Source organism: Pseudarthrobacter enclensis, from assembly GCF_030811655.1.
Taxonomy (GTDB): Bacteria; Actinomycetota; Actinomycetes; order Actinomycetales; family Micrococcaceae; genus Arthrobacter; species Arthrobacter enclensis_A.
On the sequence record NZ_JAUSRE010000004.1, the window covers coordinates 1 to 25,227 of the forward strand.

17 protein-coding genes are annotated in these 25,227 nt (G+C 65.8%); 5 read left to right on the plus strand and 12 right to left on the minus strand.

Annotation, left to right across the window (positions count from 1 at the left end):
- Positions 1-167: 167 nt before the first annotated feature.
- A complete protein-coding gene (locus tag J2X98_RS04830; RefSeq protein WP_307304905.1) occupies positions 168-1,361 on the plus strand; it encodes a glycosyltransferase in 1,194 nt (397 codons plus the stop codon).
- Positions 1,262-2,845: a lipopolysaccharide biosynthesis protein gene (locus J2X98_RS04835; RefSeq protein WP_307304908.1), complete on the plus strand. Its 1,584-nt coding sequence runs from the start codon at positions 1,262-1,264 to the stop codon at positions 2,843-2,845. The genes J2X98_RS04830 and J2X98_RS04835 overlap by 100 nt, the downstream gene beginning before the upstream one ends.
- A gap of 26 nt (positions 2,846-2,871) precedes the next feature.
- Here the strand turns inward: J2X98_RS04835 and J2X98_RS04840 are convergent, their stop codons facing one another.
- The 7 genes from J2X98_RS04840 to J2X98_RS04870 form a co-directional block, all read right to left on the minus strand.
- Positions 2,872-3,885, minus strand: a complete 1,014-nt coding sequence (locus J2X98_RS04840) for an aminoglycoside phosphotransferase family protein (protein ID WP_307304911.1) — start codon at positions 3,883-3,885, stop codon at positions 2,872-2,874.
- Complete coding sequence (locus J2X98_RS04845) at positions 3,882-5,855, minus strand: dTMP kinase (RefSeq protein ID WP_307304914.1); 1,974 nt, start codon at positions 5,853-5,855, stop codon at positions 3,882-3,884. The genes J2X98_RS04840 and J2X98_RS04845 overlap by 4 nt, the downstream gene beginning before the upstream one ends.
- A gap of 50 nt (positions 5,856-5,905) precedes the next feature.
- Complete coding sequence (locus tag J2X98_RS04850) at positions 5,906-6,709, minus strand: glycoside hydrolase family 16 protein (protein WP_307304917.1); 804 nt, start codon at positions 6,707-6,709, stop codon at positions 5,906-5,908.
- A gap of 7 nt (positions 6,710-6,716) precedes the next feature.
- Positions 6,717-8,930, minus strand: coding sequence for a hypothetical protein (locus tag J2X98_RS04855; protein ID WP_307304920.1), 2,214 nt, complete (start codon positions 8,928-8,930; stop codon positions 6,717-6,719).
- Positions 8,931-9,006: 76 nt separating this feature from the next.
- Positions 9,007-10,305, minus strand: coding sequence for a glycosyltransferase family 2 protein (locus tag J2X98_RS04860; protein WP_307304923.1), 1,299 nt, complete (start codon positions 10,303-10,305; stop codon positions 9,007-9,009).
- Entirely contained in the window at positions 10,302-11,306 is a 1,005-nt protein-coding gene (locus J2X98_RS04865; RefSeq protein WP_307304926.1) for a glycosyltransferase family 2 protein, read from the minus strand. Before J2X98_RS04865 ends, J2X98_RS04860 begins: the two co-directional genes overlap by 4 nt.
- Positions 11,299-12,117 (minus strand): glycosyltransferase family 2 protein, encoded by an 819-nt coding sequence (locus J2X98_RS04870; protein WP_373460831.1) that lies wholly within the window; start codon positions 12,115-12,117, stop codon positions 11,299-11,301. The genes J2X98_RS04865 and J2X98_RS04870 overlap by 8 nt, the downstream gene beginning before the upstream one ends.
- 517 nt (positions 12,118-12,634) lie before the next feature.
- Here J2X98_RS04870 and J2X98_RS04875 point away from each other — a divergent pair.
- The 3 genes from J2X98_RS04875 to J2X98_RS04885 all read left to right on the plus strand — a co-directional run bounded on the left by J2X98_RS04875 (position 12,635) and on the right by J2X98_RS04885 (position 18,686).
- Positions 12,635-14,875 carry a PKD domain-containing protein gene (locus tag J2X98_RS04875; RefSeq protein WP_307304932.1) on the plus strand — a complete coding sequence of 747 codons (2,241 nt, stop codon included), beginning with the start codon at positions 12,635-12,637 and terminating at the stop codon, positions 14,873-14,875.
- Between the two features lie 293 nt (positions 14,876-15,168).
- Positions 15,169-17,856, plus strand: a complete 2,688-nt coding sequence (locus J2X98_RS04880; protein WP_307304934.1) for a helix-turn-helix transcriptional regulator — start codon at positions 15,169-15,171, stop codon at positions 17,854-17,856.
- Between the two features lie 170 nt (positions 17,857-18,026).
- Positions 18,027-18,686 (plus strand): NeuD/PglB/VioB family sugar acetyltransferase, encoded by a 660-nt coding sequence (locus J2X98_RS04885; protein ID WP_307304937.1) that lies wholly within the window; start codon positions 18,027-18,029, stop codon positions 18,684-18,686.
- A gap of 50 nt (positions 18,687-18,736) precedes the next feature.
- Here J2X98_RS04885 and J2X98_RS04890 read toward each other — a convergent pair whose 3' ends face one another.
- The 5 genes from J2X98_RS04890 to J2X98_RS04910 form a co-directional block, all read right to left on the minus strand.
- On the minus strand, positions 18,737-20,041 hold the full coding sequence (locus tag J2X98_RS04890) for a M18 family aminopeptidase (RefSeq protein ID WP_307304940.1): 1,305 nt from the start codon (positions 20,039-20,041) through the stop codon (positions 18,737-18,739).
- 22 nt (positions 20,042-20,063) lie between these two features.
- Positions 20,064-21,467: an amino acid permease gene (locus tag J2X98_RS04895; protein WP_141944856.1), complete on the minus strand. Its 1,404-nt coding sequence runs from the start codon at positions 21,465-21,467 to the stop codon at positions 20,064-20,066.
- 277 nt (positions 21,468-21,744) lie between these two features.
- On the minus strand, positions 21,745-22,638 hold the full coding sequence (locus J2X98_RS04900; protein WP_307304945.1) for an ABC transporter permease: 894 nt from the start codon (positions 22,636-22,638) through the stop codon (positions 21,745-21,747).
- A complete protein-coding gene (locus J2X98_RS04905; protein ID WP_307304949.1) occupies positions 22,638-23,561 on the minus strand; it encodes an ABC transporter ATP-binding protein in 924 nt (307 codons plus the stop codon). Before J2X98_RS04905 ends, J2X98_RS04900 begins: the two co-directional genes overlap by 1 nt.
- A gap of 141 nt (positions 23,562-23,702) precedes the next feature.
- Positions 23,703-25,205 (minus strand): bifunctional phosphatase PAP2/diacylglycerol kinase family protein, encoded by a 1,503-nt coding sequence (locus J2X98_RS04910; RefSeq protein WP_307304951.1) that lies wholly within the window; start codon positions 25,203-25,205, stop codon positions 23,703-23,705.
- Between the last annotated feature and the right edge of the window lie 22 nt (positions 25,206-25,227).

The following is a 25,227-nucleotide window of genomic DNA, read 5'->3' on the forward strand; positions in this document are numbered from 1 at the left end:
CTCTTCGCCATGCTCCGAGACGGAACCCTCTACCAGGAGCCGGAACCACGAAACCACCCCGCAGCGGCTTGACGAAAACCATAGAGGCACCCCCCTTTCCCGCGGCTTTCCTCAAGGTTGCCTAAAGCAACCGCTCCATGGGAAGTGTGATCCATTACACTCTTGCAATGAGGCTCCTGTACGTGACGGAAAGCGTGCCCAACCGGGATCCGGAACTTGGGGACGGAAGCTCGATGATTCCGTACGAGGTCATCCTGCACCTTCCGGCAGAAGTTGCCGTCACCCTGCTGACTTTTTCCGGCCCGGTCCCCGTACCTGCAGAAATCAGGGATCGCTGCGACTCCGTCTACGAACTGGCCCCCCGGGAAGAACTTTCAGCCTTTGTCCGCTCCCTGGGGGGCCTGGCGGGGCTGGGGAAGCACCGCCGTGACACCCCTTCCGCCCGCGCGGCAGCCGCACGTTTGTCGCAAGGCAGGGACGCCACCCTCATCCACGGCCCCCACGCCCTTTTCCTGTCCCACCAGGTGTCCGGGCCCGTGGTGCTGCAAACAGTGGATCCCTGGTCCATCCGCGCCGGCATGGACACCGCCATTGCGCACACGCTCCGGCCCGCCTACCGGCTGCGTGAACAACTGGCGGCACGGGCTGAACGGCAACTGCCGGTGCGGGCACGCCTCCTGACCGTCGGGGCACAGGATGCCGCCGTGTGGGCGGCAAAACTGGGCTGCCCGGTGAGGAGCATCCCCAACGGAACTGCGGTGGGGAGCCGCACCCGCCGTGAGCGTGGCACACCCGTCGTGTGCTTTGCCGGCAGCCTGAATTACGCCCCGAACGTGGACAGCGCCACCGTTCTGGTAAAGACGATCGCGCCGCGGGTGTGGCAGGAAGTTCCGAACACCCGGTTTGTCATCGCGGGGCGCCGGCCCACACCGGCGGTCCAGGCACTGGCCGGCCCGCGGGTGGACGTCCTGGCAAACGTTCCCTCCATCCTGGACGTCTTCCACGGGTCGGACGTGGCAGTCTTCCCCGACGAACATGGCGTGGGCATCCGCAACTCCGTGCTGGAAGCCCTCGCTGCAGGGCTGCCCGTGGTGGCCACCCCGGTGGCGGCCAGGGAACTGCCCGCGCACCCGCTGATGACCGTGGAAGGCAGCCGGGACCGGCTTGTCCGCAGGATAGTGGAACTTCTCACCGCGCCGGAACTGCCGCAGGGGACTCCTGCAGCCGTTCCGGCGAGAGGTCCGGCAGGAGAGGTCCGGTCATGGGACACCGTGGCCGGCGAATACCTGGCGGAAGTACGGGAGGCCGCGGCCTCCCCATCCCCGGCCGGCCGGCTTTCGCCGACGAACGGGCAACCGTGACGTACGCGCCGGGGGAACTGGAACGCAAAGGGGTCCGGGGAGCCCTGTGGCAGGGGCTGGCCTTCGCCTCGGGCAGGGTGATCGTCCTGGTGACCACGGTGGTGCTCGCTCGGCTGCTGTCGCCCGCGGAATATGGCCTCGTCGCCCTTGCGCTGGTACTTATGGCATACGCGGAGACCATTGCCGACGCCGGCGTGGGCCAGGCCCTGGTCTACCTGCCCAGGACGCAGGTCATAGCGCGCTCGGCCCTCCTGCTGTCCGTCACCCTGGGGGCGGTCCTGGCCGTTGCGGCGGTGCTTGCGGCGGACACCGTGGAGGATCTCGTCGGGCTGGACGGTGTGGCTCCGCTGGTACAGGTCCTTGGAGTTTCCGTGCTGGCCACCGCTTGCGGAGCCGTCCCCGAGGCGATCATGCGCCGCGACCTCAAGTTCCGGCAGCTGACGGCCGCTCCGGTGCTGCGCGCCGCGACCATGGGAGCGGTGACCCTTTACCTGGCCTTCACCGGCCACGGGGCCTGGTCACTCGCGGTGGGAACAGCCGCAGGATCGGTGGCCTACGCCGCCACCTGCTGGTTCCTGGTCCGTCACGAGGCCCCCTGGCAGATCTGGCGCGTGAGCAGGAGCGCCATTGCCGAGAATGTCCGCTTCGGCGCTCCCGTCGCAGGCAGCACCATGCTGGCCAGGGCGATCTTCGACGTCGACTACCTGGTCATCGGCATCATGCTTGGCGCCAACGCGCTGGGCCTTTACACCCTTGCCTTCCGCCTGCCCGAAGCGCTGATCCTCAATGTGTTCTTTGTACTTTCCACCGTCCTGTTTCCCCTGTATACGCAGGTCCGCGGCGACCGGCAGCGGCTGCGCGACGGGTACTTGAAGAGCGTCACTGTCCAGGCGCTGTACGGCATTACGGCAGGAGTGGGACTCGCCGTGGTGGCACCGGTCCTGGTGCCGGTCCTGTTCGGGCAGCGGTGGGATGACTCGGTTACCCCGCTGGTCTTCCTCGCGCTGTACGCGGCGGCCCGGTCCCTGGGCGCGGGTGCCAATGATGTCTACAAAGCCCTTGGCAGGCCCGGGCTCTCCATCTGGATCTCCGTGGTCCGGCTTGCCGTCCTCCTCCCGGCGCTGGTCTTCGCCACCCGCTGGGGCATAGTGGGGGTCGCGTGCGCCCAGATGGTGGTCGCCGTGGTCTTTGCGTTCGGCATGCAGGCTGTGGCGGCCAAGGTGATGGGAACCAGGGTGCGGCGCTTGATGCGGGCCGCCGCCCCCGGCCTGCTGTGCGGCGCCGGAGTCGCCCTGGTGGGGCTTCTGAACCTGGCCCGGCATGCGCTGGGCCCTGTCCCCACCCTGATTGCCATGGTGGTTGCCGGCATAGCGGTGGCGTACGCTGTGCTGCGCTTCGGCTACCGGGACCTGCACGATGAGATACTCGGCCTTTTCAGGCACCACCCGAAAACGCCGGACGACGCAGAGGGCCGGTCATCCTGAGGCTTCCCACGTCCTGCGGTTTTGCCCTAGGGGGCGTCCAGGGCATGCCGCCACAGCCAGAAGTCCCTGTCCGCCAGGAGGGTGGCGCGCACTTTCTCGTTGCCCTGTGAAAGCCCAGGTGCGGCTTCCTGCGCCAGGCGGTCAGCGAGCGTTGCCGTGGACCGGGCCCAGGTTGCGATGACCAGCAGGGGAAACAGTGATTCGTCCACTCCCCTCATTCCCAGGTGGAGTGACAGCGGCCCATGTGCCCAACCGCCGTGGCCAAACGCCTTGTCGAAGGCAGCAAGCTGGGCCTCCCTCACGAACGCCTGTTCACTGGACTCGCTTAAGTACTGCAGATAGAACACCAGGTCGTGCCCGGGGACACCGCCGGTAAGGGAACGTTCCCAATCCATGACCTGTAGGGGAGCGCCAGGCTTAACCAGCAGGTTGGGGTGGCTCAGGTCGCCGTGTTCGATCACCGCGGGCAGTTGCGCGCGCTGAAGGGGCCCGAGGACGGCGTGCGTGCGCTCAACCAGTTCACAGGTCTGCGCATCCTGCCCGGACAAGGCCTCGAGCGCCGCCAGCGGATCCCTGACCGTGCGCTGGTACCAGTCCACGTTGTCCGCGGCGGGACGGGTGCAGGGAAGTGCCCCGACGAACTCGGTTCCGGTGGCTACGGCGGAGGAAAGGTCCGCCGCCACTGCCCTGGGGTCGAGGGGCGTCCCGGTCAGGGCGGTTTCGACGAGGACCGTGTAGGCACCCATGTCCCGGATCCCCACCAGCCGGGGAACACCGGCGCCCGGGCTGTCGACGACGGCAGAGAGTTGGGCCAGCATGGCAGCCTCACGGCGGACTCCGGTGTTGTCGCCGGGCTGGCGGGGCACCTTTACCACCAGGGCCGGCTCGGTGTGCCGGGCAGGGAAGATCAGGGCCACTACATGCCGTGAGGTCGCAAAGCGCGGCGTCAGGAGCAGCGTCTCCCAGCGCTTCCCCAGGCCGTACCCGTCAAGGGCCAACTCGTCATAGTGGTCTTGCAGGAACTGGTCCACGAAATTCACGGCTGCTCCTTCCCTTCGGGCCGGCGCCCGGTGATGGTGCCCTCCGGCACCAGGAGGTCGAAGACGCGCAGGGCCAGTGCAGTATGGACCGCCGCAGCTTTCAGCGCCCCGAAACGCACATCTTTCCGCAAACCGAGGGTGTCGCGGATGGACACGCGGGACTGCACCGGTACCAGCCGTGCAGTGCGCTGGCGGTTGGGTGCGTTCCAGTAAAGGGCGATGTCCCGGTACCCCCGGCGTTCCAGCGTCCTCTTCCAGCCCCTCAGCGTGCGCGGACCCGAGCGCTGGAGAAGGGACCGGCTGGCTTCGACGCAGATCCAGCCTCCGGGCTCCAATGCCAGTCCTGCACTGTCAAGCTGGCCACGGCCGGGCGAGGCGAGCAGCACCACGTCGCACGTCCTGCCGCCGGCTACGGTTTCCGGGTCCGCCAGGCGCACGGCTTCCGGGTCCAGCAGCCGCAGGGCCGCCTGCGCCTCGGGGCTGAGGCTCCCGCCGAAACCAAGCGCGCGCGGCTGCAGGACGGGAAGGAGGAACCGCCAGTCCAGGAACCGCCAAAGATGCAGGGCGAGGGCCTCCCCTGCGACGGCTTCCGGGGCGGGACCGGCCTGGGGCAGCCGGCTGGCAGCCGAGGCCGGCGGTGGAGGGGTGCCACCTGTTGCCTTTTGGGCGCCGCCTGCGAAGATTTCCCACACGATGCCGGTTGCGACGCGCTGCACCACGTCCGCCGGCTGGGCTGCATCGACCACCCTGCTGGCGGGGAGCCGGCCGGCCAACTCGAGGTAGTCGTTCCGCCACGATTCCAGGACCTCCGGGCTGTGTTCGCCCTTCCGCTCAAACATGACGTCGCCGGGGACATCGAGCACCAGAAGGACATCAGGGGCGGGGATCACGGCCAGGGCGAGCGCATTGCTGATCGCCGCAAGCGGACCGCGGGAGGAGCCGCCGAGCAAGGCGTCATACGCCACGCGATCCATCAGCACCACCTTGCCCATGGCCCGGTAGAACCTGGCCAGGAGGCCGCCCCGCACCAGCCGGTAAACCTTCTTGGCCGTTCGTCCGCCCGGTATCCGGTTGAGCACGGCATCCCACGGCCCCGCCCCCCACAGGCCCATGTACACGTACTTGGTGGGCAGGGGAACGTCGGCATGCAGGCCGTTCAACAGTGTGGTTTTACCGGCCCCGTCCGGAGCCATGACGCCCAACAAGGGAGTGTGCCCCTGCACCCGGGCACCGGCGTGCCTCAACGTTCCGTTGACTGCTGATATGAACCTGGAGCTGAAACTGCCACTCCAGGAAGCCCTCATCCGGGCCGCAATGGCCGGCGCTTCCTCGAACCGTCCTGCCAGGACCAGGTTCAACATGTCGGTCGCCAGCCCCGCACCCACCCTGCGCCTGACCGACTCCGCCATCCGGCCGCCGTCGGCCGCCACCCTGGCAGCCGCCCGGGCGCCCTCCTGACGCTCCTGCGCGACGCCGCCCTTGTCCATGAAAAGGTGCAGCAGCAGCAGCCACGCCTGGTCTGACGGGTCCGGCACCCAGCAGGAGCCATGGCGGACCCGGCGCCGAAGGCACCGGGGTGCCCAGGACGTACGCCACTGCTGGCGGGGGCCGAACGCCAGGGCCGAGACAATGTCGAGCTTGATCCACGCGCCTGCGTCCGCGGAGTAGCAGAAGTAGAATCTGTGGCTGCCATGGCCCCAGGCCACGACGCGGCAGAACCCCGCGTCCGCCATCAAGGCGTCCAGCCGGGGAAGGAGCCGGCTGTCCACGAGGATGTCCACGTCTCCCCGGGGCAGGGCCAGATCGTCCCAGCCCCGGACCAGGAGCCATGGCAGCCCTGCCGCGTCGAGGACCCGGAACGCTTTAGCCACCACGGGATGGATCTGGTCGCTTCCCGGCGCCGCGTCCCCGACTGTACGGGAGGCGTTCCCCGGCTCCCGGGGAACGGGCAGGTCACTTGCCGTATCCATGGTGCAATCCCCCGAACCGGTTCCAGCCGCAGCGGCGGCCACAGCCTTGTTTACCGTGTGTACGCATACTGCACCACCCAATCGACCTGTATGTGCCCGGCAACGTCCGTCGCGGGAAAAGTACTGGTGGCGTCGTCGGCCGTTTCCACCTGGAGAGTCCAGCGCATTGGCGTATGGGGTACGCCTTTGGGTTTGGTTGTCTGGTCCACCAGTTGGTCATCCAGGAACCACTGCACCAGGCCGGGCTTCCATTCGATGGTGGCTACATGCCACTGGCCCGGGCTGGACGAAGAGTATTTCCGGTCCCCGGGATCAAACTGCATGCCGTTGGACGTCCGGGTCCCCCTGATCGCGGAGTTCCCGTAGAGGGATCCGTCCAGGCCCCCTTCCGGCCAATCGATTTCCCCCTCGTTCCAGTTGTCGCTGGCAGGCCACAGGAGGAACGCGATCTTGTAGCCCGGGATGGAGTCATAGCGGAACCGCACAGAGTATCTTCCATAGGTCTGGCCGGTGTAACCGAACGGTATGGCGCTGGCCACCCGGGGCCTGTTGTTCGAATAGTGGAGGTAGAAGTCCAGGTAGCCGTCGTGTACCGAAAGGACATCGTCGGGGGTATACGTGCCATAGCCCGAGGAATCGGAAAACCCGGCATAACCTCTCATGTCGGGGCCGTACACCTGGCCCACGGCTCCCAAAGGAGCAGGTACATCGAAGTCCTGGACCATCGTCTGGCGCCACGAGGGCAGGTTCCCCCTGGGCGCTTCGGTCACCCTGGAGGAGTCCCCCTGAAGCGCCAGCAGGACAGCCCCGACGATGGACAACGACGTCACGGTGATCAGCGACAGCTGGTACACCCGTCCCCTATTTTCCCCAGTCAGCACGGGTAACCTCGTAAATCCTCACGGACTTGTTTTCAAAAACCAGCTCGGTGCCCCGTGCGACGTTCAGGTCATGCTCAAGCGGGACGAGGACATCCGTGGGGAACTTCCGGAGAACGCCGGTGGACGTGCGCTGCTGCAGGTCGGAGACCACCACGAAGATGCGGTCCGAGGGCCTCAGCTTGGCGGCGGCCCGGGTCTTGTCAACGTAGGCAAGCATGTCGTCACCCGTAAACGGCGGGCCCGCGCTGTGCAGCTTCGGTGCAACGGAAACCATTTGGCCGCTGCGGAGGAAGAAGGAGTAGTGCGAGCCGATGAGCAGCGGCAGGTGGTAGTTGGTCTCCACCACGGCGTCACCGCGCTGGACGTTCGAATCCAGCCAGCGGCTGGCAGCCACGTCTGCCGCCGGTACCCGTACGTTGGCCTCGTTCTGGAAATACACGGTGGTAAAGAGCACCGCCATTACCGAGATCGCGGACGCTGCCCCCACAACCGCCTTCCTGCCGGGGCGCTTGCCGGACCAGAAGAGCCAGGCTGCGCCGATGGAGAGCCACGGAAGGGCAAACATGAAGACCCGAAGCCTGCCTTCCCCGCCGTAGGACGTTCCGAACAGCCCAATGATGGGTGTTGCCGCGAGCGTCCCCACGAGGAGGGTGGTGCGGACGTGGCCGCGAAGGAAGTTGCGGAGGAAGCCCAACCCGGCAAGCAGGGCAGTAAACAGGGACAGGGCCAGCGCCTCCCTGGCCAGCCACCGGCCGGACAGGAGGGACGGTCCGGGTCCGCCGGCCACGCTCTTGTAGCCGGCGTTCGCCAGGAAATCGAAGCCGCTCAGCAGGCCGTACTTTTCCTTCACGAACTCCGCGTTGGGAAGGAGGTAGAGCAAGGCCATCAACAGGAGCGCCGGGGCGAGCCACGCGGGCTTAAAGTAGCGGGCGATGAAGAGCGGGAACAACCCCAGGATGGCCAGGTAGGGCGTCAACTGGTGGCTCATGACGATCATCGCCTGCAGGACCAGGACGGCAGCCACTGCCAGTGCCTGCTGGCGGCCGCTGAAGGACCTGGTCTCTTCAGGTTCCGGCGCGGATTTGGAGAACCGGGTTGCCAGCCTCTGCTCGAGCGACACCACCCAGGCGGCCGGGCTTCCGCGAAGGAAGGTGAGAATCACCAGGCACATGGTCAGGTGCAGGGTGTAGGCAAAGGCCTGCGGCGAAAAGTAGTTCTGGTTCAGCCAGTTTGAAAGTGCAAAGACCAGCGCACTGGTCCAGGAGATGCGGCGGTTCTTCGTCAGGGTCCTGGCAATTGCGAGGACCAGTGCCACGTTCATCAGCGCAAACACCGGCTCCGCCCATCCCGCGTAGGACAGGGCATCCTTGTAGCCGCCGGATTCGCCAACGAACGCACTGAACAGGAAGAACCCGGGCCAGCGGTTGTAGATGTCAATATTCGGGTCGAACTGGCCGGTGCTCTGGATCAGGTCTGTCACGGCGATGTGCTTGTACGTCCAGGGCAGCCGCGGGACGCTGGTCAGCAGGCCGGCAGATGAATAGAGGATGACCACCAGCCCGGTGAGCGAGGCTCCCGGAAGCCATCCGGAATGCCGGCCGGGACGGGCGGTGCTCCAGATGCACAACGCGACAACCAGCGCCAGCGAAACGTACCAGGTGACCGGGAACGCGGCCAGGAGCCCGAGATCACCCAAGTGCGGGTTCGTCAATCCCAGCGTCGCCGCCCACATGACCATGGCACCCACGAAAACCAGCCAGGGCACATAGGTGCCGGGCTGCGGGCGTTGCAGCCGGACAACGGAGGGCAACGGGGTGCGTGGGCCTGGTACCAGCAGGGCAGCCACAGCTGCAATCAGGATGCCGACGGCGGCGGGCCGGGGATTCCAGAGCTGGAGCCACCCCATAACGGCAGCGGTCAGGGCGAAGGCAGTTGCACCGGCAACGATCGTGAAGACCAGGCGTGCAACAGGATCCACGTGGCGGACCCAGCGCACCAGGGCCCAGCCCGGGATGGCGAGGCACACCAGGATTTTGGCGCCCGCGATGGACTCACCGCCGACGTCGAACAGGATCAGAAACGCCGTCACGGCAGCGAGCAGGGCCAGGACGTATTCGGCATAGCCTGGCCCGTGCCACCGTGAAGTGCGGGAGTTCATCGGGCCGGACACGTCACCCCTGATGAGAAGCGCCATACTGTTTCAACTCCTGGATAGTTCTTGCCGCTGACGGAGCGGGCCTCCGCGACCAGCACACATGCTGACTGTTGCCTTAGCTGCCCGCGGCCCTGCGCGCCTGCAGATATTTGTAGGGTCCGAACGCCACAGCCAGCAGCTGCAGCCAGACGAGCCTGGCGGCCTGCGCCTCAGGGGACCCATGGACCGGGGGGCCCTGGAGCGCGGGCTGGACGGCACGCGGGCGGTGGTTGAAGAACTCAAGGCCCACCCCCCAGCTCCTGGCCAGCGCCAGCCTTGCCGTCCGCGGGTCCATCATGACCTTGGTCATCCAGGCCCCCAGCCCGTTTCCGTAGCCGCGGGCCTGCACCCGGAGGTCTTCAAGCCCGTCCCTGTGGCGGTGCCAGACAATGGCCGCCGGCTGGACCACCAGGGCGTGTCCTTCGAGGATCACCCTGGTGAACATGTCAATGTCCTCGCCGCCTCCGGTTGGGGTTCCGACCCCCAGGGCGGGATCGAAGCCGCCAAGTCGGAGGGCTGCCTGGCGCCTCAGCGCGAAGTTGGCCCCCGTCCCGAAGGCTCCGGGACTGAAGGGAAATTTCGGAAGTCCGGCGGGCGGGTCTGCCAGCGAGTAGACCTGCGGAACCAGGCTCCGTGACCAGCTGACCTTGGAGTCGAAGTAGCCTTGGGCAGGTGTACGGAGTTCCCCCGCCGGAACCAGGCCCGTCACGCATGCCGCCCCCGGGACAGCATCGAACGCCGCCGCGATTTCCCGCAACCAGGACCTGTCCACCACCACGTCATCGTCCGTAAAGGCCACGAGATCTCCCCGTGCGTGGCGGAGGCCGGTATTCCTGGCGTGGGAGAGGCCCGGAACGGGTTCCGTCACCAGCCGTACCCGCAGGTCCCGGAACTCCTGGCACACCAGTTCTTCCGTGGCGTGCGTTGCCGGCGCGTTGTCCACCACGACGACGTCAAAATGCGGGTAATCCAGTGCGAGGATTGTCATCAGCGCACCGCGCAGCTGCTCGGTGCGATCCCTCGTGCAGACCACCACCGTGATGTGCGGAGCGGCTACCGCCGCGGGAAATGACGGAACTGAAGGCAGTGCCGCCAGGGCGTCCTCGAAGACAGCCCGGTCCACGATTCCCGCCGGCGACGGCACATCGACAAATCCCCGCACAGCCCCCGACGCGCGCACCAGCAGCCGTGCCCGTTCGTATCCAGCATGGTTCTCCAGTTCAAAGCGGGAGCAGTCCGCAAGGTCCTCCAGGTCCACCGACCCGATCCACCTTGCCCCCGGCCACGCCGGGGGCAGCCGGGACTCCATGGCGGGCACCAGGATCAGTGCCTCGCCCTGGAGCTCCTCGAGCACCTGGCTGGCGCCTTCGCTCATTGGACTTCCCTCCACTGGCCGCCGGCTGGGGCCAGGACCTGGCCCTCTTCTTCGGGGCCTGTCCAATGCTGGAGGCGGCGTCCCTGGAAGTATCCGGCGGCTGTGCAGGCCAGGACCGCGATTACCGCGCCGGCGCGGCCCAGCCCATCGGCGCTGCCCTCGCGCCCCCAGGATTTGAGGCCGGTGAACACCGCGCGGGGAAGCACGCTGCGGACATAGCGGCGTTCCGGTCCCAGCGCCCGTTTGTGGCCTACGAGCTGGCTGACCTGTGCTTTGGACAGTCCCTCCGACCACGACCTGGACAGCATGTAGCGCCACGTTCCGCGGGAGGCGGGCACGTGGTGGTGGACCAGTGCCGCGGGTTCATAGACGATGCGGGATCCCGGCATTCCCATCCGCGAGCGGATGCAGATTTCGGTCTCCTCGCATCCCAGCGGCAAGGTGCCTTTGCGGCCAAGGGACTGGTTGAAGCCACCCACCTGCCGCAGCACCTCAAGCCGGAAGGACATGTTGGCGCCGATGACGTTGCGGACCTCCGACGCCACCCGGGGCAGGCCGCGGTGGCTGCAGCCGACGATCCAGTCCAGTTCCTCGGCGAAGTAGCCCGGACGGCCGGATTCCCACAGGGGGACAACTTTCCCGCCCACGGCCAGGACGTCGGGGTCGTCGTACAGCGCAACCAGCCGTTCCAGCCAGTCCGGCGCGGCCTCGGCGTCGTCGTCAAGGAAGGCGACGATGTCCGATTCAGCGAGCCCGACGCCGGTGTTCCGGGCCCCGGACAAGCCCGGAAGGCCTGTGCTCTCGACTACGGCAACGTCGTCGACGATCTCGACGAGCCGCTCGTACAAATCTTCGTTGTGGTCGATGACAACCAGGACCTGGTCCGGGGACAACGTCTGGTTGCGGACGGATTCGATGACGTCCAGCAGCATGCCCCACCGCCCTGAGGTGTAGGCACAGATCACCACTGTCACGGACAGCGGCTTGGCGCGGTCAAGCATGCTGCGTCACCGCCGTCGCAATCCGGGTGTCCTGCGGTTTCACTGCCGGCGCGAGGACGCTGTGCGGATCCACGGGGAGCCTCGGGAACCGGACGTTGGAGTAGGTGTACTTCACGCGGCGAAGCGCTTCGGGCCGGGCACCGGCCGTGGGCGCCTCCCAGAGCGTGCATTCCCGGGCCAGCGTATGCAGCACCCGCCACCCGTCGCGGAACGTCTGGAGGTTGGATGCCCCTGAGATGCGGTCCAGCTCAAGGCTGGGCACTTCGGCGATCCGCAGGCCCCCCCTTGCGGCGCGAACAATGAGCTCGGTTTCGATCTCAAAGCCGTCGGACTGCAGTTCAAGGACCTCCAGGCATTCACGCCGGAAGGCGATGTACCCGTAGCAGAGGTCGGAGTAGTTGCTGTGCAGAACAGCGTTCGCAAGTCCGGTCAACGCCCTGTTGCCGGCTTTCCGCAGCCGGGTCAGGTCCTCGGACCCGCCACCGGTTACGTGCCGGGAACCTTTGACGAAATCGAAATCGTGCTGGAGCGGGGCAACGAACCAGCCGATCTCCTGCGGGTCCATGCTTCCGTCCGCGTCCAGCATCACGATGATGTCCCCGGTTGCGGCCGCAAAGCCGGCGCGGAGTGCCACACCTTTCCCTTTACGGGTTTCGTTAACCACCACCACGTCGGCACGCAGTGCTTTGGCCACTTCTACGGTGTTGTCTTGAGAACGCCCGTCCACGATGATCACTTCATCGACATAGGAGGGCATCCGGCGAAGAACCCAGGGAAGGTTCTTTTCCTCGTTCAAGGTGGGGATGACCACGCTGATTGAGGCTTGTGGAGATAAGAGTCCCGGCTCCGAAAACAGAGCTGGAAGTTGGGGCGAAATCGACAATTGCCTCACCACTTCATGACAGTTCGGATTCTTGACAATGCCCGCCGGCCATTTGGCCGCGGCATCAACGCTTAATCCGGTCATGGGTCTGGTCGCTGTCCCCCAGCAACCCACCGCCAATCCTCTGGCCGTTCCGGAAGACTACCCCCTACCTAATGCGGGTATCACGAGTAGTAGGTACTCGCTTTTTACCTAGGGTTTACCCCTGTTGGGCAAGTAAAGGGCTCGGGGACGGTGGAATTCATTAGGTATAGGGGATTGCGGAAGACCCAAAAAGCGTTGGGTAGGGGATGCGGAAAACCCCTTTTTAGGTAAGTCACCTACATTGCCCCGACGGGGGACCGGGCATACGCTTCTCGGTACTTGGGGGCTGAAGGGCTGTTGTGGACTGGGCCAACGGGCGGACGTTCCCCCACTTTGTTTCCTATGCCCCAGGAGTTCCGTTATGAAGCTCAGACGCACCCATCTTCTCAGAAGAACAGGCCAGGCCCTCGGCGTTGCCCTGGTCCTTGCAGCCTCCGTCCTCGGCCTGCCGGGCGCGGCCGTGGCCGACACCGTTTACGGCACCCAGAGCATTGCCTACTCAGGAGTGTCCAATCCGCCAACCTCGGACAAGCCACAGAGCAAGCTGTGGTTCAATGACGGCTCCTGGTGGGCGGATATGTGGAAGTCCGGAACGGGCTGGAGCATTTTCCGGCTGGACCGGGCAACCAAGACCTGGGTGGACACCGGAGTGGTCAACGACACCAGGGGCACCACCCTGGCGGACACGCTGTGGGACGGATCCCACCTCTACATCGCTTCGCACGTCGTGACCATCACCGGTGACGGGACTCCCAATCCATCCCTCTCCGGCTCGCCGGCGAAGCTCTACCGGTACAGCTATGCGGGCGGCAAGTACACGCTGGACAGCGGCTTCCCCACCACCATCACCAACAATTCCAGTGAGTCCATGACCATTGACAAGGACACCACCGGCAGGGTCTGGGCCACTTGGACACAAGTGGCGGGGAACTCAACGTCCGGATTTACCAACACGGTGTACATGAACGCCGCCACCAACAGCGGGGCCTCCTGGGGTACACCGTTTGTCCTTCCCGTCAGCAACCCGCACCCTGCTCCGGACGACATCTCGGCCGTGGTGGCCTTCGGCAACGGCCAGGTGGGCGTCATGTGGAGCGACCATCTGGCAAATACGGTCTGGTGGGCAACGCACAAGGATTCGGATGCCGCGGCGTCGTCCTGGAAAGTCCAGCCCGCCCTGCGCGGGAACGGCCAGTCCGATGACCACCTGAACCTCAAGACCCTGCAGGCCGACACCAGCGGCCGGGTCTTTGCGGCGGTCAAGACGAGCCTGAACGACATCTCCAGTGACAAGACCCTGCCGCAGCTGATCCTCCTGGTCTTCAAGCCAGGCACGGGGGCGTTCACGCAGTCCACCATTGCCGCGACCGGCGACTGCGTATCTCGTCCGCAGATCGTGCTGGACACCCAGAACAACCTGGTGCGGGAGTTTCACACCGCACCGCCCACGTCTGTTTCGGGCTGTGCCTATTCCGGCGTAGCGGGCAGCATCTACGAGAAGACCGCGTCCATGGACAACCCTGTCTTTGGGTCCGGACGCGGAACACCGATCATGCAGGCTGCGTCGTCGTCGAACATCAATGACGTGACCACCAGCAAACAGAGCGTGAACAACACCACCGGTCTGGTAGCCATGGCCAGCGACAATGTGGCCAAGCGCTACTGGTTCTCGGACCGGCCGCTGGGCACCGCGCCCCCCGCGGGTCAGGCACCCGTTGCTTCGTTCACCGCCAATCCCACTTCGGGCACCGCGCCACTGAACGTCACCTTCACTGACACCTCCACGAATGCGCCCACCTCCTGGGCATGGGATTTCGGCGACGGCGGAACATCCACCGCGCAGAATGCCACCCATTCGTACACGGCGGCGGGCACCTACACGGCCAAGCTGACGGCGACCAACAGCAGCGGCTCGTCCTCGGCAAGCACCACGATTAGCGTAGGGACCACCCCTCCCCCGGCAACCGGGGGGATCACCGTGGTGAACTCCAGCACGGCAAACTCGGGAACCGCCGTGACGACCGCCGCTTTACCGGTTCCCACCGGCACCGCTGCAGGGGACGTCCTGGTCGCGGCCATCACCACGGACCTCAACCCGTCCTTGACCGCCCCGGCCGGCTGGACGGCAATCGTCAACGGCCAGTCGATCAACAGTTCGTCCACATCAGGGGCACGGTCGTTCGCGTACTACAAGGTGGTGGGTGCCTCGGATCCGTCAACGTACAACTGGACCCTCAGCTCCGCGGCCAAGTGGGGCGGCGGCATCACAGCCTACCGCGGCGTCAACAACACCACACCACTGGACAGTTCAGTGGTTACTGCCGCCGACACCAGCTACTCGGCCACCAGCATCACGGTGGGCAGCGTTACGACGGCAACCAACGGTGCCATGCTGATCGGCGGAGTGGCATGTGACTGCAGTTCACCGGTGGGGACCCCGCCTTCCGGCTGGACCGAGCGCTGGGAGGCTGCGGCAGGCCAAATTGCGGAGTTGGCGGACAAACCGCAGCCGACCGCGGGCGCCAGCGGAACAGCCACCTGGACCCTTAGTGCCGCGCGGGCTGTGGCGGCCTGGCGTACAGCGCTCAAGCCGGCCGCCTAACGGGAACGCATAACTGAATATGGAACAGGGAGGGGTTCCGGCCAGCCGTTACACGGCAGGCCGGAATTCCTTCCTTTAAGGACGGAGAGCCGGCCCGAGCCGGCTGCCCCTGACAGGTCTTGATCAATCACGGGGGTCAATCTTGATGCAATCCAGCGGCACGGGGTGTGGTGCGTCCGCTGGTTGCCGGGCTATATTCGCATGTACCGGCAGAAGCGCTCTGGGGAGCGGGAGCCGGGACCTAACCGGCAGTGCAAGAATGCGGTCTCCTTCTTTGACGAATTGGGGACGCCATGGCGCTTATCGGCCGAAGCAAAGATCTGGACCGAATCCTTTCGGTCATCCGCGGCCCCAAGGAAAGCGCCCTGGCCGTGGTTGGCCGCAGGGGCATCGGTAAATCCGCTCTTCTTTCAGAGATTCCCACCCTTTCCGATTACCGGACCTTATTCTTGGCAGCCACTGCTGCTGAATCGGATTGGGCATTGTCCGGAATAACGGCGCTCCTCTACGACATGGATGATCCGGTCCTGAACCGGATTGCCGAAAGGCTCCTGCAGGACACCACCGGGGCAATGAGCGTACCCGCAGTCTCCAGCATGCTGATCAACGGACTGCACGAGCGCTCCACATCCCGAACCGTGATTGTCATAGACGATGCCGACCGATTGGACGCGTGCAGCCAGGCAGTCATTGGGTTCATGGCCCGGCGCCTGACCGGAACGGACATCGTCCTGGTTGCCGGCTTACGGGATGAGTCTCCGGAGAGCCAGTTCAGCGGCCTTCCGGTCCTCCGCCTTGGCCCCCTCAGCGACAGCGACACCGTTCGGATGCTGGAGGGCATCCCGGCCAAAAGGACCACGACGGCGGCAGCCCACGCAGTTGCCGCAGCCGCCGGTGGGAACCCCCGTGCCGCCGTCGACCTTTACGGGCTGCTGCTGGACCGGCACACCGAAGGCCAGTACGCCCTGCCCGTCCCGCTGCCCTCCACGGGCAGCTTTGACGCAGAGTTCGCCACAGCTGTCGGCACGTTATCCGCCGGCGCGCGCAGCGTCCTGGACCTGCTTGCGCTGTCATTCCGCAGCGACATTTCGACGGTCAGGGACATTGCTCCGCAAGTGTGGACGAGCGTCGACGAGTTACTGGCCGCCGGAATGGTGAACCGGTCCGGACCGCATCTGATGGTCGTGGACCAACTCCTGCGGGGATACGTATTCTCGGCCATGGCGCCGGCAGTCCGGACGGCCAACCACCAGGCCCTGGCGGAAGCAGCCAAAGCCACCGACCCGTACGCGGCCAGGTGGCACCTGAGTTACATCGCCCTGGACCGGAACACCCCGTTTGAGTTGCTCGGCCATGCTGAGGACTTGATCCGGGATGGGGACGTGCGTTTCGCAGTCGAACACATCGAGCGCGCCCTCGCCATTAATCCCGGGGAACCGGAAACCGCCGCGCCCCTTACCAGCATCGCCGAGCTGCTGTTCAACCACGGCGAATTCGTCTATGCGCAGCGCTATTTGGAATGGGCGAAGCGGGTTACCCGTGACCACGCACTGATCCTCCGGCTCAGCGGACTGTCCCTTAAGATCCAATTTGTCCAGGGGGCCTCGGTCCGGTCCAGCACCGTGCTTCGGCTTGTCAAGGACTTCGGACATCAGGACCCCTCCTATTCCGCCGGCCTTCTGGCCACCTGCGCCCTCTACTTCGCCGAACGGTGGGAACTTCAGGAAGCATCGGACCTCCTGCAGCAGGGCAGCACGTTCCAAGGTTCGGCTTCCACGCACTCCCTCGCCATGGCAGAGCATGCCAGGCTGCTGATCGACACCCTGAGCGGTGACACGACCGCCCTTGGGCGGAAGCACGAACAGACCAGGACGGCCGGGGTTGCCGGCCTCCTGGTGCGTGCGCGGGCCCTCACTTATGCAGAGCACTACGAAAGCGCCAACGAAGCCTTTGCCCTGCTGCGCAGTTCGACAGAACCGGACCACCGTAACTGTCGGGAAACGGCGGCCTTCATGGCTGTGGACAACGAAGTCCGCGCAGGCAATGTTCGTGCGGCGGTCAGGCTGATCAACGAACTCGAAAGGTCGGAACCTGGGGCCGCCTACTACCGTGGACTGCTTCACCTCTTCAGGGTTTGGCGTGCGTACTCCCTGGGTGACGACGCACAGGCCCGCGTCTGCGCTGCGGAGGCGCTCCGGTGGGCTGCGGCTGACAGCCACCCCGGCCTCTTGGCGCAGATTGCGGCCTGCCAGGGCCACTTCGCACTGCTGAGGGGTGACCTGGCCGAATCCGTGGCCCAGTTGTCACGGGCTGCCGAGATCGGTATGGAGTTTGGCAACCCAACCCTCCTGCGCTGTGAGGCGGACCTGGTGGAGGCACTGGTCCGCCTGGGACGGCACAACGAGGCAACCCAGGCATTGTTGCGCCTGGAAAGCCGCTCCGTGGGGCTGAAGTCGCCGTGGCTGATGATGGCGGTGGCGCGCAGCCGCGCGATGCTGGCGGACGGTGAGCAGTCGCTCCAGCTCTTCAGCCAGGCCGCCGAAACCAGGACCGCGAACAGGCTCGAACGCGCCAGGACGTTGATGTGCTACGCGGAACGCCTGCACGCTTTTGGCAGACTGCGCGACTCCCGGGATGCGCTGCTGAGGGCAAAAGTCATGCTGGACGAGGCAGGGGCGGATGCGTGGACCCGGCACCTGGATGCCCTGCTCCTGGACGAACGCATGGAGCCTGTCCGCCCACAGGGCAATCCGGCCATGCTGATGCTCAGCGACGACGAGCGCGCCTTGGCCAAGATGGTGGCGAGAGGGATGCGCAACAAGGAAATTGCCGCCACGTTGTACGTATCCGTGCGCACTGTGGAGGTACGCCTCACCACCATCTACCGGAAACTCGGAGTCGAGTCCCGGGCGCAACTGACTGCCCTCGCCGCGGATAAGGGGACCACCGCCGCGCAGCCCTATGTCCTGCCCGTTCTGTAGGGAAGCCACAAGGACAAAACCCGCAGTTTCCGCACTGTGGCCCTCCCAACCACACAAAAACCCAAAGCTTCGCCGTCGGGGCTCCCGGTGTGGCTACCTTGGCACTCACCGGTGAAACCGGGACGGGAAGGAACGACCATGAGAGCGCTGCCAGCAGGCAAGGCCGGTGTATGAGCGAACTGATTCTGGTGGGCGCCAGCGGCCTTGCCCGGGAGGTACTGGCGATGGTCCGAAGCAGCGGGCAATACGACGTTGTCGGCATGCTCGACGACGACAGGGAAATGGCCGGGGTTTCCGTGGACGGTGCTCCCGTGCTGGGCACGGTAGAGGACGCCGGCAGGTACACCCACGCCTTCATGCTGGTGTGCATGGAATTCGGGCGGCAAAGGGAATCGGTGGTGGACCGCCTGGAACTGCTGGGCATCCGGGAGACGCGCTATGCCACTGCAGTCGACCCAACCGTGCAATATCCGGAGGGCTGCTCGGTGGGGAGGGGCAGCATCCTGCTCCGGAACGTCACGCTCACTGCCTCCGTCACCTTGGGGTGCCACGTGGTTGCGATGCCGTCGGTGACATTCCTGCACGACGACGATGTGGCGGACTTCGCCACTTTCGCTGCGGGAGTGTCGCTTGGCGGCGGAGTCCGGATCGGCCGGGCCGCCTACCTTGGGATGAATTCGAGTGTCCGTGAGCGAACCTCGGTGGGGGCCTACGCGACCGTGGGAATGGGGGCCGCGGTGTTGAGCAACGTGCCGGAGGGAGAAACCTGGATTGGTGTCCCGGCGCACGAGATCGACCACGACGGATACGGATGGGGAGGCTTGCGATGAGGTCCTGAAGCAGGCACGGTCCACCAGCCCCGCTATCACCGCGCGGTCGTCTACCTGGCCGGGGTCCGGAAGAACAGCTCGGTCACGGCGGCCAGGCGGAGGGGATCCTCCACCCCACAGAGCTCACGGGCAGAGTGCATGGACAGCAGCGGCACACCTACGTCCACGGTCTGGATCCCCAGCCGCGTAGCGGTGAGCGGGCCGATGGTGGAGCCGCAGGGCACCACGTTGTTGGACACGAACTCCTGGTAGGGAACCTCCGCTTCGCCGCAGAGACGGGCCCAGAACGCCGCTCCGAACGCGTCAGTGGCGTAGCGCTGGTTGGCGTTGATTTTCAGGAGCGGACCCCCGTTCAGCACTGGGTGGTTGGCGGGGTCGTGCCGTTCGGGGTAGTTCGGGTGGACGGCGTGCCCGGCGTCGGCAGAGAGGCAGAACGACGCCGCCAGGGCCTGCCGCCGCTGGCTCACCGTGGCGCCCAGCCCATCGGAGATGCGCACCAGCACATCTTCAAGGATTGGTCCGCACGCGCCGGAGCGGGAGTTGGAGCCGATTTCCTCGTGGTCGAAGGCGGCCAGGACAGCAACCGGCCCACCGGCGGCGCCGGAGGCGGCATGGGCAATCAACGCGGCCAGCCCGGCGTGCGTGGCCGAAAGGTTGTCCAACCGCCCTGATGCGAAGAACTCCCCCTTGCCCCCGAAAACCGTGGGCGCCTGCGTGTCCGCGATGACGACGTCGTATCCGCCAATCTGGCCCGGATCGACGGAGGCTCCGGCAACCGAGGCCGCCAGGACGCCCAGCAGGTCTGAATCGGAAGGATTCCCCAGCCCCCACACCGGGTTCATGTGGCGCTGCTTGTCCAGGGTGAGGCCCTCGTTCACCGCGCGGTCCAAGTGGATGGCCAGCTGCGGGAAGCGGAGCAGGGGTCCGGTGGCAGCCAGGTGCTCCGTGCCGTCAAGCAGGACCAGCCGGCCCGCGAGCCGCAGTTCGCGGTCCAGCCAGGAGTTCAGCAGGGGGCCGCCGTAGATTTCCACCCCCGCCTGGAGCCAGCCGTGCGCACCGGTGGTGGGCCTGGGCTTGAGCTTGAAGGACGGCGAATCCGTGTGCGCGCCGAGGATGTTGAACCCGGTGGCAGCGCCGGCACCCTCGGGGACGACCCATGCGATCAGGGCGCCGTCGCGGATGATGAAGAAGGAGCCCGGGCCCCCCTCCCACGGCTGCAGTTCGTCCAGGCGGGTGAACCCGGCTTCCTCCAGCCGCCTGCCCCCCTCATGCGCAGCGTGGAAGCTCGACGGCGACGCGCTGACGTAGGCGCCAAGGTCCTGGATGTGGTCTGCAGCAGAGGGGGGCAAAGGCATGCTCCCGAGTCTAGCGCCGCACCTACTCGGCGGGTGCCGGCGCAGGTTCAGTGGCCACCACCGGGCTTCCGGCGGCTGCACCCTTGCCCCGGTAGCGGAGCACGCCCACGGCCACCACCACGGCGGCCAGCGCCAGGGAGAGCAGCAGCGATTCGCGGGTGGATTCCTCGATCACCATGCCGATGAGCAGGGCCACGATGCTGATGATCGCTGCCCAGGTGAGGTACGGGAAGAGCCACATCTTCAGCTGCAGGTCCTGGGCTGCGGCACCCATCCGGCGGCGGAGGACCAGCTGGGATGCGGAGATGACCAGCCACACGAACAGTGCAATGGCGCCTGAGGTGTTGACCAGGAAGAGGAACACGGTGTCCGGGGCAATGTAGTTCAGCCCGACCGTCACGAAGCCCACCACGGTGGAGGCGAGGACGGCGGCGGCGGGAACGCCGCGGCGGGAGATGCGGGTCCAGGAGCGCGGCGCGTCACCGCGGGTGGAGAGGGAGAACAGCATGCGGCTGGCCGTGTAGAGGCCGGAGTTGAGGCAGGAGAGCACCGAGGTGAGGACAACGACGTCCATGATGGTGCCGGCGCCGGGGATGCCGAACAGTTCGATGACGGCCACGTAGGGGCTCTTGGCCACGGAGGCGGAGTTCCAGGGGAGCAGGGTGACCACAATGGCAATGGAGCCGATGTAGAAGACCAGGATGCGCCAGACGGTGGACTTGACGGCCTTCTTGACGGCGTCCACGGGGTTTTCCGATTCGCCGGCCGCGATGGTGGCGATTTCTGCCCCGAAGAAGGAGAAGACCACCACCAGGATGCCGGCCAGGACCGCTCCCGGACCGTTGGGCATGAAGCCGCCGTTGTTGACCAGGTTGCTCAGGCCGGGTGCGGGGACGCCGGGGATGAGGCCGAGGATGGCGGCAACGCCAAAGATGAGGAAGAGGACGATGGCCGCTACCTTGATGGAGGCGAACCAGAACTCGAACTCGCCGTAGGACTTTACGGAACCGAGGTTGGTGAGGGTCAGCAGCACCATGAGGGCAAGGGCCCACACCCACTGGTCGATGCCCGGCACCCAGCGGTGCATGATGGCAGCACCGGCTGTGGCTTCGATGCCGAGGACGATGATCCAGAACCAGGCGTAGAGCCAGCCGATGCTGAACCCTGCCCAGCGGCCCAGTGCCTTGTCCGCGTAGGTGGAGAAGGATCCCGTTTCGGGGTTTGCTGCGGCCATCTCGCCCAGCATGCGCATCACCAGGATGACCACCAGTCCGGCGGCCGCATAGGCGACGAGGATGCCGGGTCCGGCCTGCTGGATCGCCGCCCCCGAGCCGACGAAGAGTCCTGCGCCAATGACGCCGGCGATGGCGATCATGGACAGGTGCCTGGGTTTCAGGGACTTTGAGAGTTGCTGGTCAGCATGCATGGAAGCGCCGTCCTTGTTGGGGAAATAGCATTGGTTGAGCGACGTGCCGTGGCGGCCACGGGGAGACCGTGTGTTGCACCACATCGTCGTTTCACCCTAGGTCCGCCATTATGCGCCGTGCTTTGTGCAGTCCAACAGATCTGGTTGGCGCCAACAGGACGTGCCTCCAAGCTGGAACCACCACGGGCAACGGACGTTTTCCCACAGGAAAATTTGTAATGTGCCCGAAACCACGCGCCGGGCTGCTCGTTGGGCCCGGGAAGCCGGGCGCAACCTCCTAGACGTCCCGTCTTTTGAGCAGGACCGCAGCGAGCAGGACAGGAATGACCACCCATGCGCCGAGGACCAGCCCCGCCTGCCAGGCCTCGAGGGTGTCCGGGACGTGCTGGGCGGCAGCCACGGGATCCACCGTGTTTCCGGGGAGGTACTTCCGGGCCTCCTTGAAAAAGTCGCCCGGGATGAGCTGGAAGGCGATGGGTGCCACAAAGAAGATGCCCACCAGGCTCATGATGCCTCCTGCGGAGTTCCGCAGCAGCGTGCCCAGGGCCATGCCGATGGCGGCGACGGCTGCCACGTAGATGCTGTTGACCAGGAGGAGCTTCGCTGACTGTGAACTGCCCAGGTCCAGCTTCAGGCCGTAGTTGTCCAGGATTGGCACCGCCACCATTCCCGCAACCCAGATGGATACTGCGGTAACGGCGAACGACGTCACCATTACCACCACCAGTTTGGCCGCGAAGGCGGGAAGCCGTTTGGGCACTGCCGCGAAGGTGGAACGGGCCATGCCGGTGGTGAATTCCGAACTCATGAGGAGTACCCCGAGGGACCCCAGGATCAGCTGGGCAAAGGCGATACCCGAGGTGGGGGCGCTCACGGCGAGGTCACCGCCCTGGGCTGCCATCCGCCCCCCGGCCTGGGGGTCGCGCGTGGCCGCGTCCGTGAACTGGCCCGTCCCCCAGGCGGACAGTGCCCCGAAGCCGACCATGACCACGGCCGTGGAGGCGAGCAGGATCAGCGTTGAGAGGAGGCTGCGGAATTTGATGATTTCCGAATTAAGGACCCGGAAGAAGGTGGGGCCGGGCTGCGACCGCCTCCCACCAAAGTGGACTGGCGCGGAGAAGGAGGGTGCGGGTTCGTGAGGGGAAGTGGATTCAGCGGTCGGGGAGCTCATCAGTTACCTGCCTCCGCAGCGGACAGGGAGTGGTATTCGACGTCGTCCTTGGTCAGCTCCATGTAGGCCTCCTCAAGGCTGGCAACCAGGGGTGTGAGTTCGTAGATCAGGACCTGGTTTTCCAAGGCCAAAGCGGCGATCGTCTTGGCCTGCAGGCCGGTTACTTCCAGCATCTCAGGTTCGGGAACTTCAATGGACGCACCGCGTGCGGCGAGCAGCTGGCGGAGCGTGTCCGGCTGGTCGGTCCGGACCCGCACCCGGGACTGTCCGCTGCCGGTAATGATGTCGCGGATAGGGGCATCGGCTATCACCCTTCCGCGCCCGATCACGATGAGGTGGTCGGCTGTCTGGGCCATCTCACTCATCAGGTGGCTGGAAAGGAATACTGTCCGCCCCTGGCCTGCCAGGTACCGCACCAGGTTCCGGACCCAGACCACCCCCTCCGGATCGAGGCCGTTGACCGGCTCGTCCAGAATGAGGGTTTGCGGGTCGCCCAACAGGGCGGCAGCGATACCCAGCCGTTGCCCCATGCCAAGCGAAAATCCGCCGGCCTTCTTGCGCGCCACCGCGTCCAGCCCCGTCATGCCGATCACCTCGTGCACCCTCGCTTTGGGAATGCCGTGCGTGGCCGCCATGGCCAGCAGGTGGTTGTAGGCGCTGCGGCTGGTGTGGACGGCTTTGGCATCAAGGAGGGCGCCCACCTCACGCAGGGGTGCCTTGTGCTGCGCGTACCGCAGGCCGTTCACAGTGACGGATCCCGATGTGGGGCGGTCCAATCCCATAATCATCCGCATGGTGGTGGACTTCCCTGCCCCATTGGGTCCCAGGAAGCCCGTAACCTGTCCTGCCCTGACGGTGAAGCTCACGCCGGCTACGGCGGTCTTGGCGCCGTAGATCTTGGTCAGTCCGTTTGCCTCGATCATCAAAAGTCCTTTGAACGGCAGCACCGGGCTGCTGGACGGCGGTGGGTGGTGTGCATTCCCCACGCTACCGACGCCAGTCCTGCTTTTGACCCTTCCCAGGGATGATTCAGGGGTGAATCAGGGTCATTTGCCGGACAAAGGTTAACGATTCGGATGCGGGGAGTAGTACGTAAGTGCCCGGGGACGGACGCGGTAGGTCACGCTGCGGACCCCTGCCAATGCCTCGCCGTCAACTGCCAGCGCCATCGGTGCGCCGCCGGCATCGATCCTGGCCTCTGTTGCCTCCCTCAGGTGCGTAATCCTGGAACTTGCCACGGTCCCCGTCAGGACGGACCACAGCAGCCGGAGCCTGGCGAAGGTTTCGTCGGCGGTAATCATCCGGACATCCAAAACCCCGTCATCCATCACCGGCCGGATCAGGGGAGCGTGGTCACGGGGGTAGTAGCGCCCACGCCCCAGGTAGGCGATCCACACTTTGTGCTCCACTCCGTCCACGGTCAGCGTCGTCGGTGTCCCGGCCGTGAAGGTCCTGAACATTGCCACGACGCCCGCCAATGGCTTACCAAGCGCCGGCTGCAGGTGCTCCCGGCGGCGCACGAAGTTGGGGTAGAGGCCGACGCTGGACGTGTTGAGCATAACCAGCTCGGAAACTTCGGGGTTCCCGGGCAGTCCGCGTTCGGCGGTGACCACGCCAATGTCTGCCAGTGCGGCCTCACCCTTGCTGGCTGCTTCCTCCGCGTCTTTCAGGCTGCCTGTGCCCGCGTCGCGGGCAAAGTGGTTGAGGGTCCCGCCGGGCAGGACCAGCAGGGGCAAAGAGCGTTCGACGGCGGCAGCCGCCGCAGCGCCGACAGTTCCGTCCCCGCCCCACACACCCAGGGCGAGGGTCCCCGGGAAGTCCGCCGTAGCATTGATCCGCTGGACCAGGTCTTCATCCGGTTGAACGGTATTTATATGCGCTTTGGGAAATACTTCCTGGAGCGCGGCCGCGGTTTCTTCCTTGAAGGAACCGCCCAGCGTGTTGACCACGATGCTCAGGCCCGCACCGTCCGGCAGTTGCGGAGCGCTGGTCCAGGAGCGGGTGGTTTGCGGGATGGGCGGCCGGACCGGCCACCAATGGCGGGTCACCAGGGCGGCACCTGCACCCAGGGCTGATCCGAAAAGGACATCGGATGGCCAGTGGGCGCCGGTGTGGACCCTCGAGTAGGCGACGCCCAAGGCAGCAGGTGCCAACGCAACTCCCAGAGCGGGACGGACAAGCCCTGCTCCGACTGCGAACGCAACCGCCGACGCTGAATGCCCGGACGGCATCGAAGAGCTGGTGGGCTGCGGATGCACGAAGCGGAAGACGGGCAGGTGCTCCGGCAAGGGCCGGGCGCGGGGAAGCAGGGTCTTGAACACCACGTTGGTGACGGTGGAGGCCACCCCCTGGGCCAGCAGCCCGTGCAGCGCCGCCCTGCGCGTCTTGCCCGGAAACAGGGCCAGCACTGCCGCTGTTCCTATCCACAGCTTTCCCTGGTTGGCCGAGGCGGACAGGCGCCGGAAGAAGACATCATGGTCTCCACCGGGCAGTCTTGAAACATGCGCCAAGAGGTATCTATCGATGCGGCTGATCCAGGTCCGGCCCCGTGGCCTGCTGCTGTGCATGTGATCACCCTAACCCCAACCG

What these genes read in the sequence shown, in the direction of transcription:
- J2X98_RS04880 (WP_307304934.1), top strand. Translation starts at nt 15,169, where the DNA reads ATGGCGCTTATCGGCCGAAGCAAAGATCTGGACCGAATCCTTTCGGTC.
- J2X98_RS04865 (WP_307304926.1), bottom strand. Translation starts at nt 11,306, where the DNA reads ATGCTTGACCGCGCCAAGCCGCTGTCCGTGACAGTGGTGATCTGTGCC.
- J2X98_RS04875 (WP_307304932.1), top strand. Translation starts at nt 12,635, where the DNA reads ATGAAGCTCAGACGCACCCATCTTCTCAGAAGAACAGGCCAGGCCCTC.
- J2X98_RS04855 (WP_307304920.1), bottom strand. Translation starts at nt 8,930, where the DNA reads ATGGCGCTTCTCATCAGGGGTGACGTGTCCGGCCCGATGAACTCCCGC.
- J2X98_RS04910 (WP_307304951.1), bottom strand. Translation starts at nt 25,205, where the DNA reads ATGCACAGCAGCAGGCCACGGGGCCGGACCTGGATCAGCCGCATCGAT.
- J2X98_RS04845 (WP_307304914.1), bottom strand. Translation starts at nt 5,855, where the DNA reads ATGGATACGGCAAGTGACCTGCCCGTTCCCCGGGAGCCGGGGAACGCC.
- J2X98_RS04860 (WP_307304923.1), bottom strand. Translation starts at nt 10,305, where the DNA reads ATGAGCGAAGGCGCCAGCCAGGTGCTCGAGGAGCTCCAGGGCGAGGCA.
- J2X98_RS04890 (WP_307304940.1), bottom strand. Translation starts at nt 20,041, where the DNA reads ATGCCTTTGCCCCCCTCTGCTGCAGACCACATCCAGGACCTTGGCGCC.
- J2X98_RS04830 (WP_307304905.1), top strand. Translation starts at nt 168, where the DNA reads ATGAGGCTCCTGTACGTGACGGAAAGCGTGCCCAACCGGGATCCGGAA.
- J2X98_RS04905 (WP_307304949.1), bottom strand. Translation starts at nt 23,561, where the DNA reads ATGATCGAGGCAAACGGACTGACCAAGATCTACGGCGCCAAGACCGCC.
- J2X98_RS04895 (WP_141944856.1), bottom strand. Translation starts at nt 21,467, where the DNA reads ATGCATGCTGACCAGCAACTCTCAAAGTCCCTGAAACCCAGGCACCTG.
- J2X98_RS04835 (WP_307304908.1), top strand. Translation starts at nt 1,262, where the DNA reads ATGGGACACCGTGGCCGGCGAATACCTGGCGGAAGTACGGGAGGCCGC.
- J2X98_RS04900 (WP_307304945.1), bottom strand. Translation starts at nt 22,638, where the DNA reads ATGAGCTCCCCGACCGCTGAATCCACTTCCCCTCACGAACCCGCACCC.
- J2X98_RS04885 (WP_307304937.1), top strand. Translation starts at nt 18,027, where the DNA reads ATGAGCGAACTGATTCTGGTGGGCGCCAGCGGCCTTGCCCGGGAGGTA.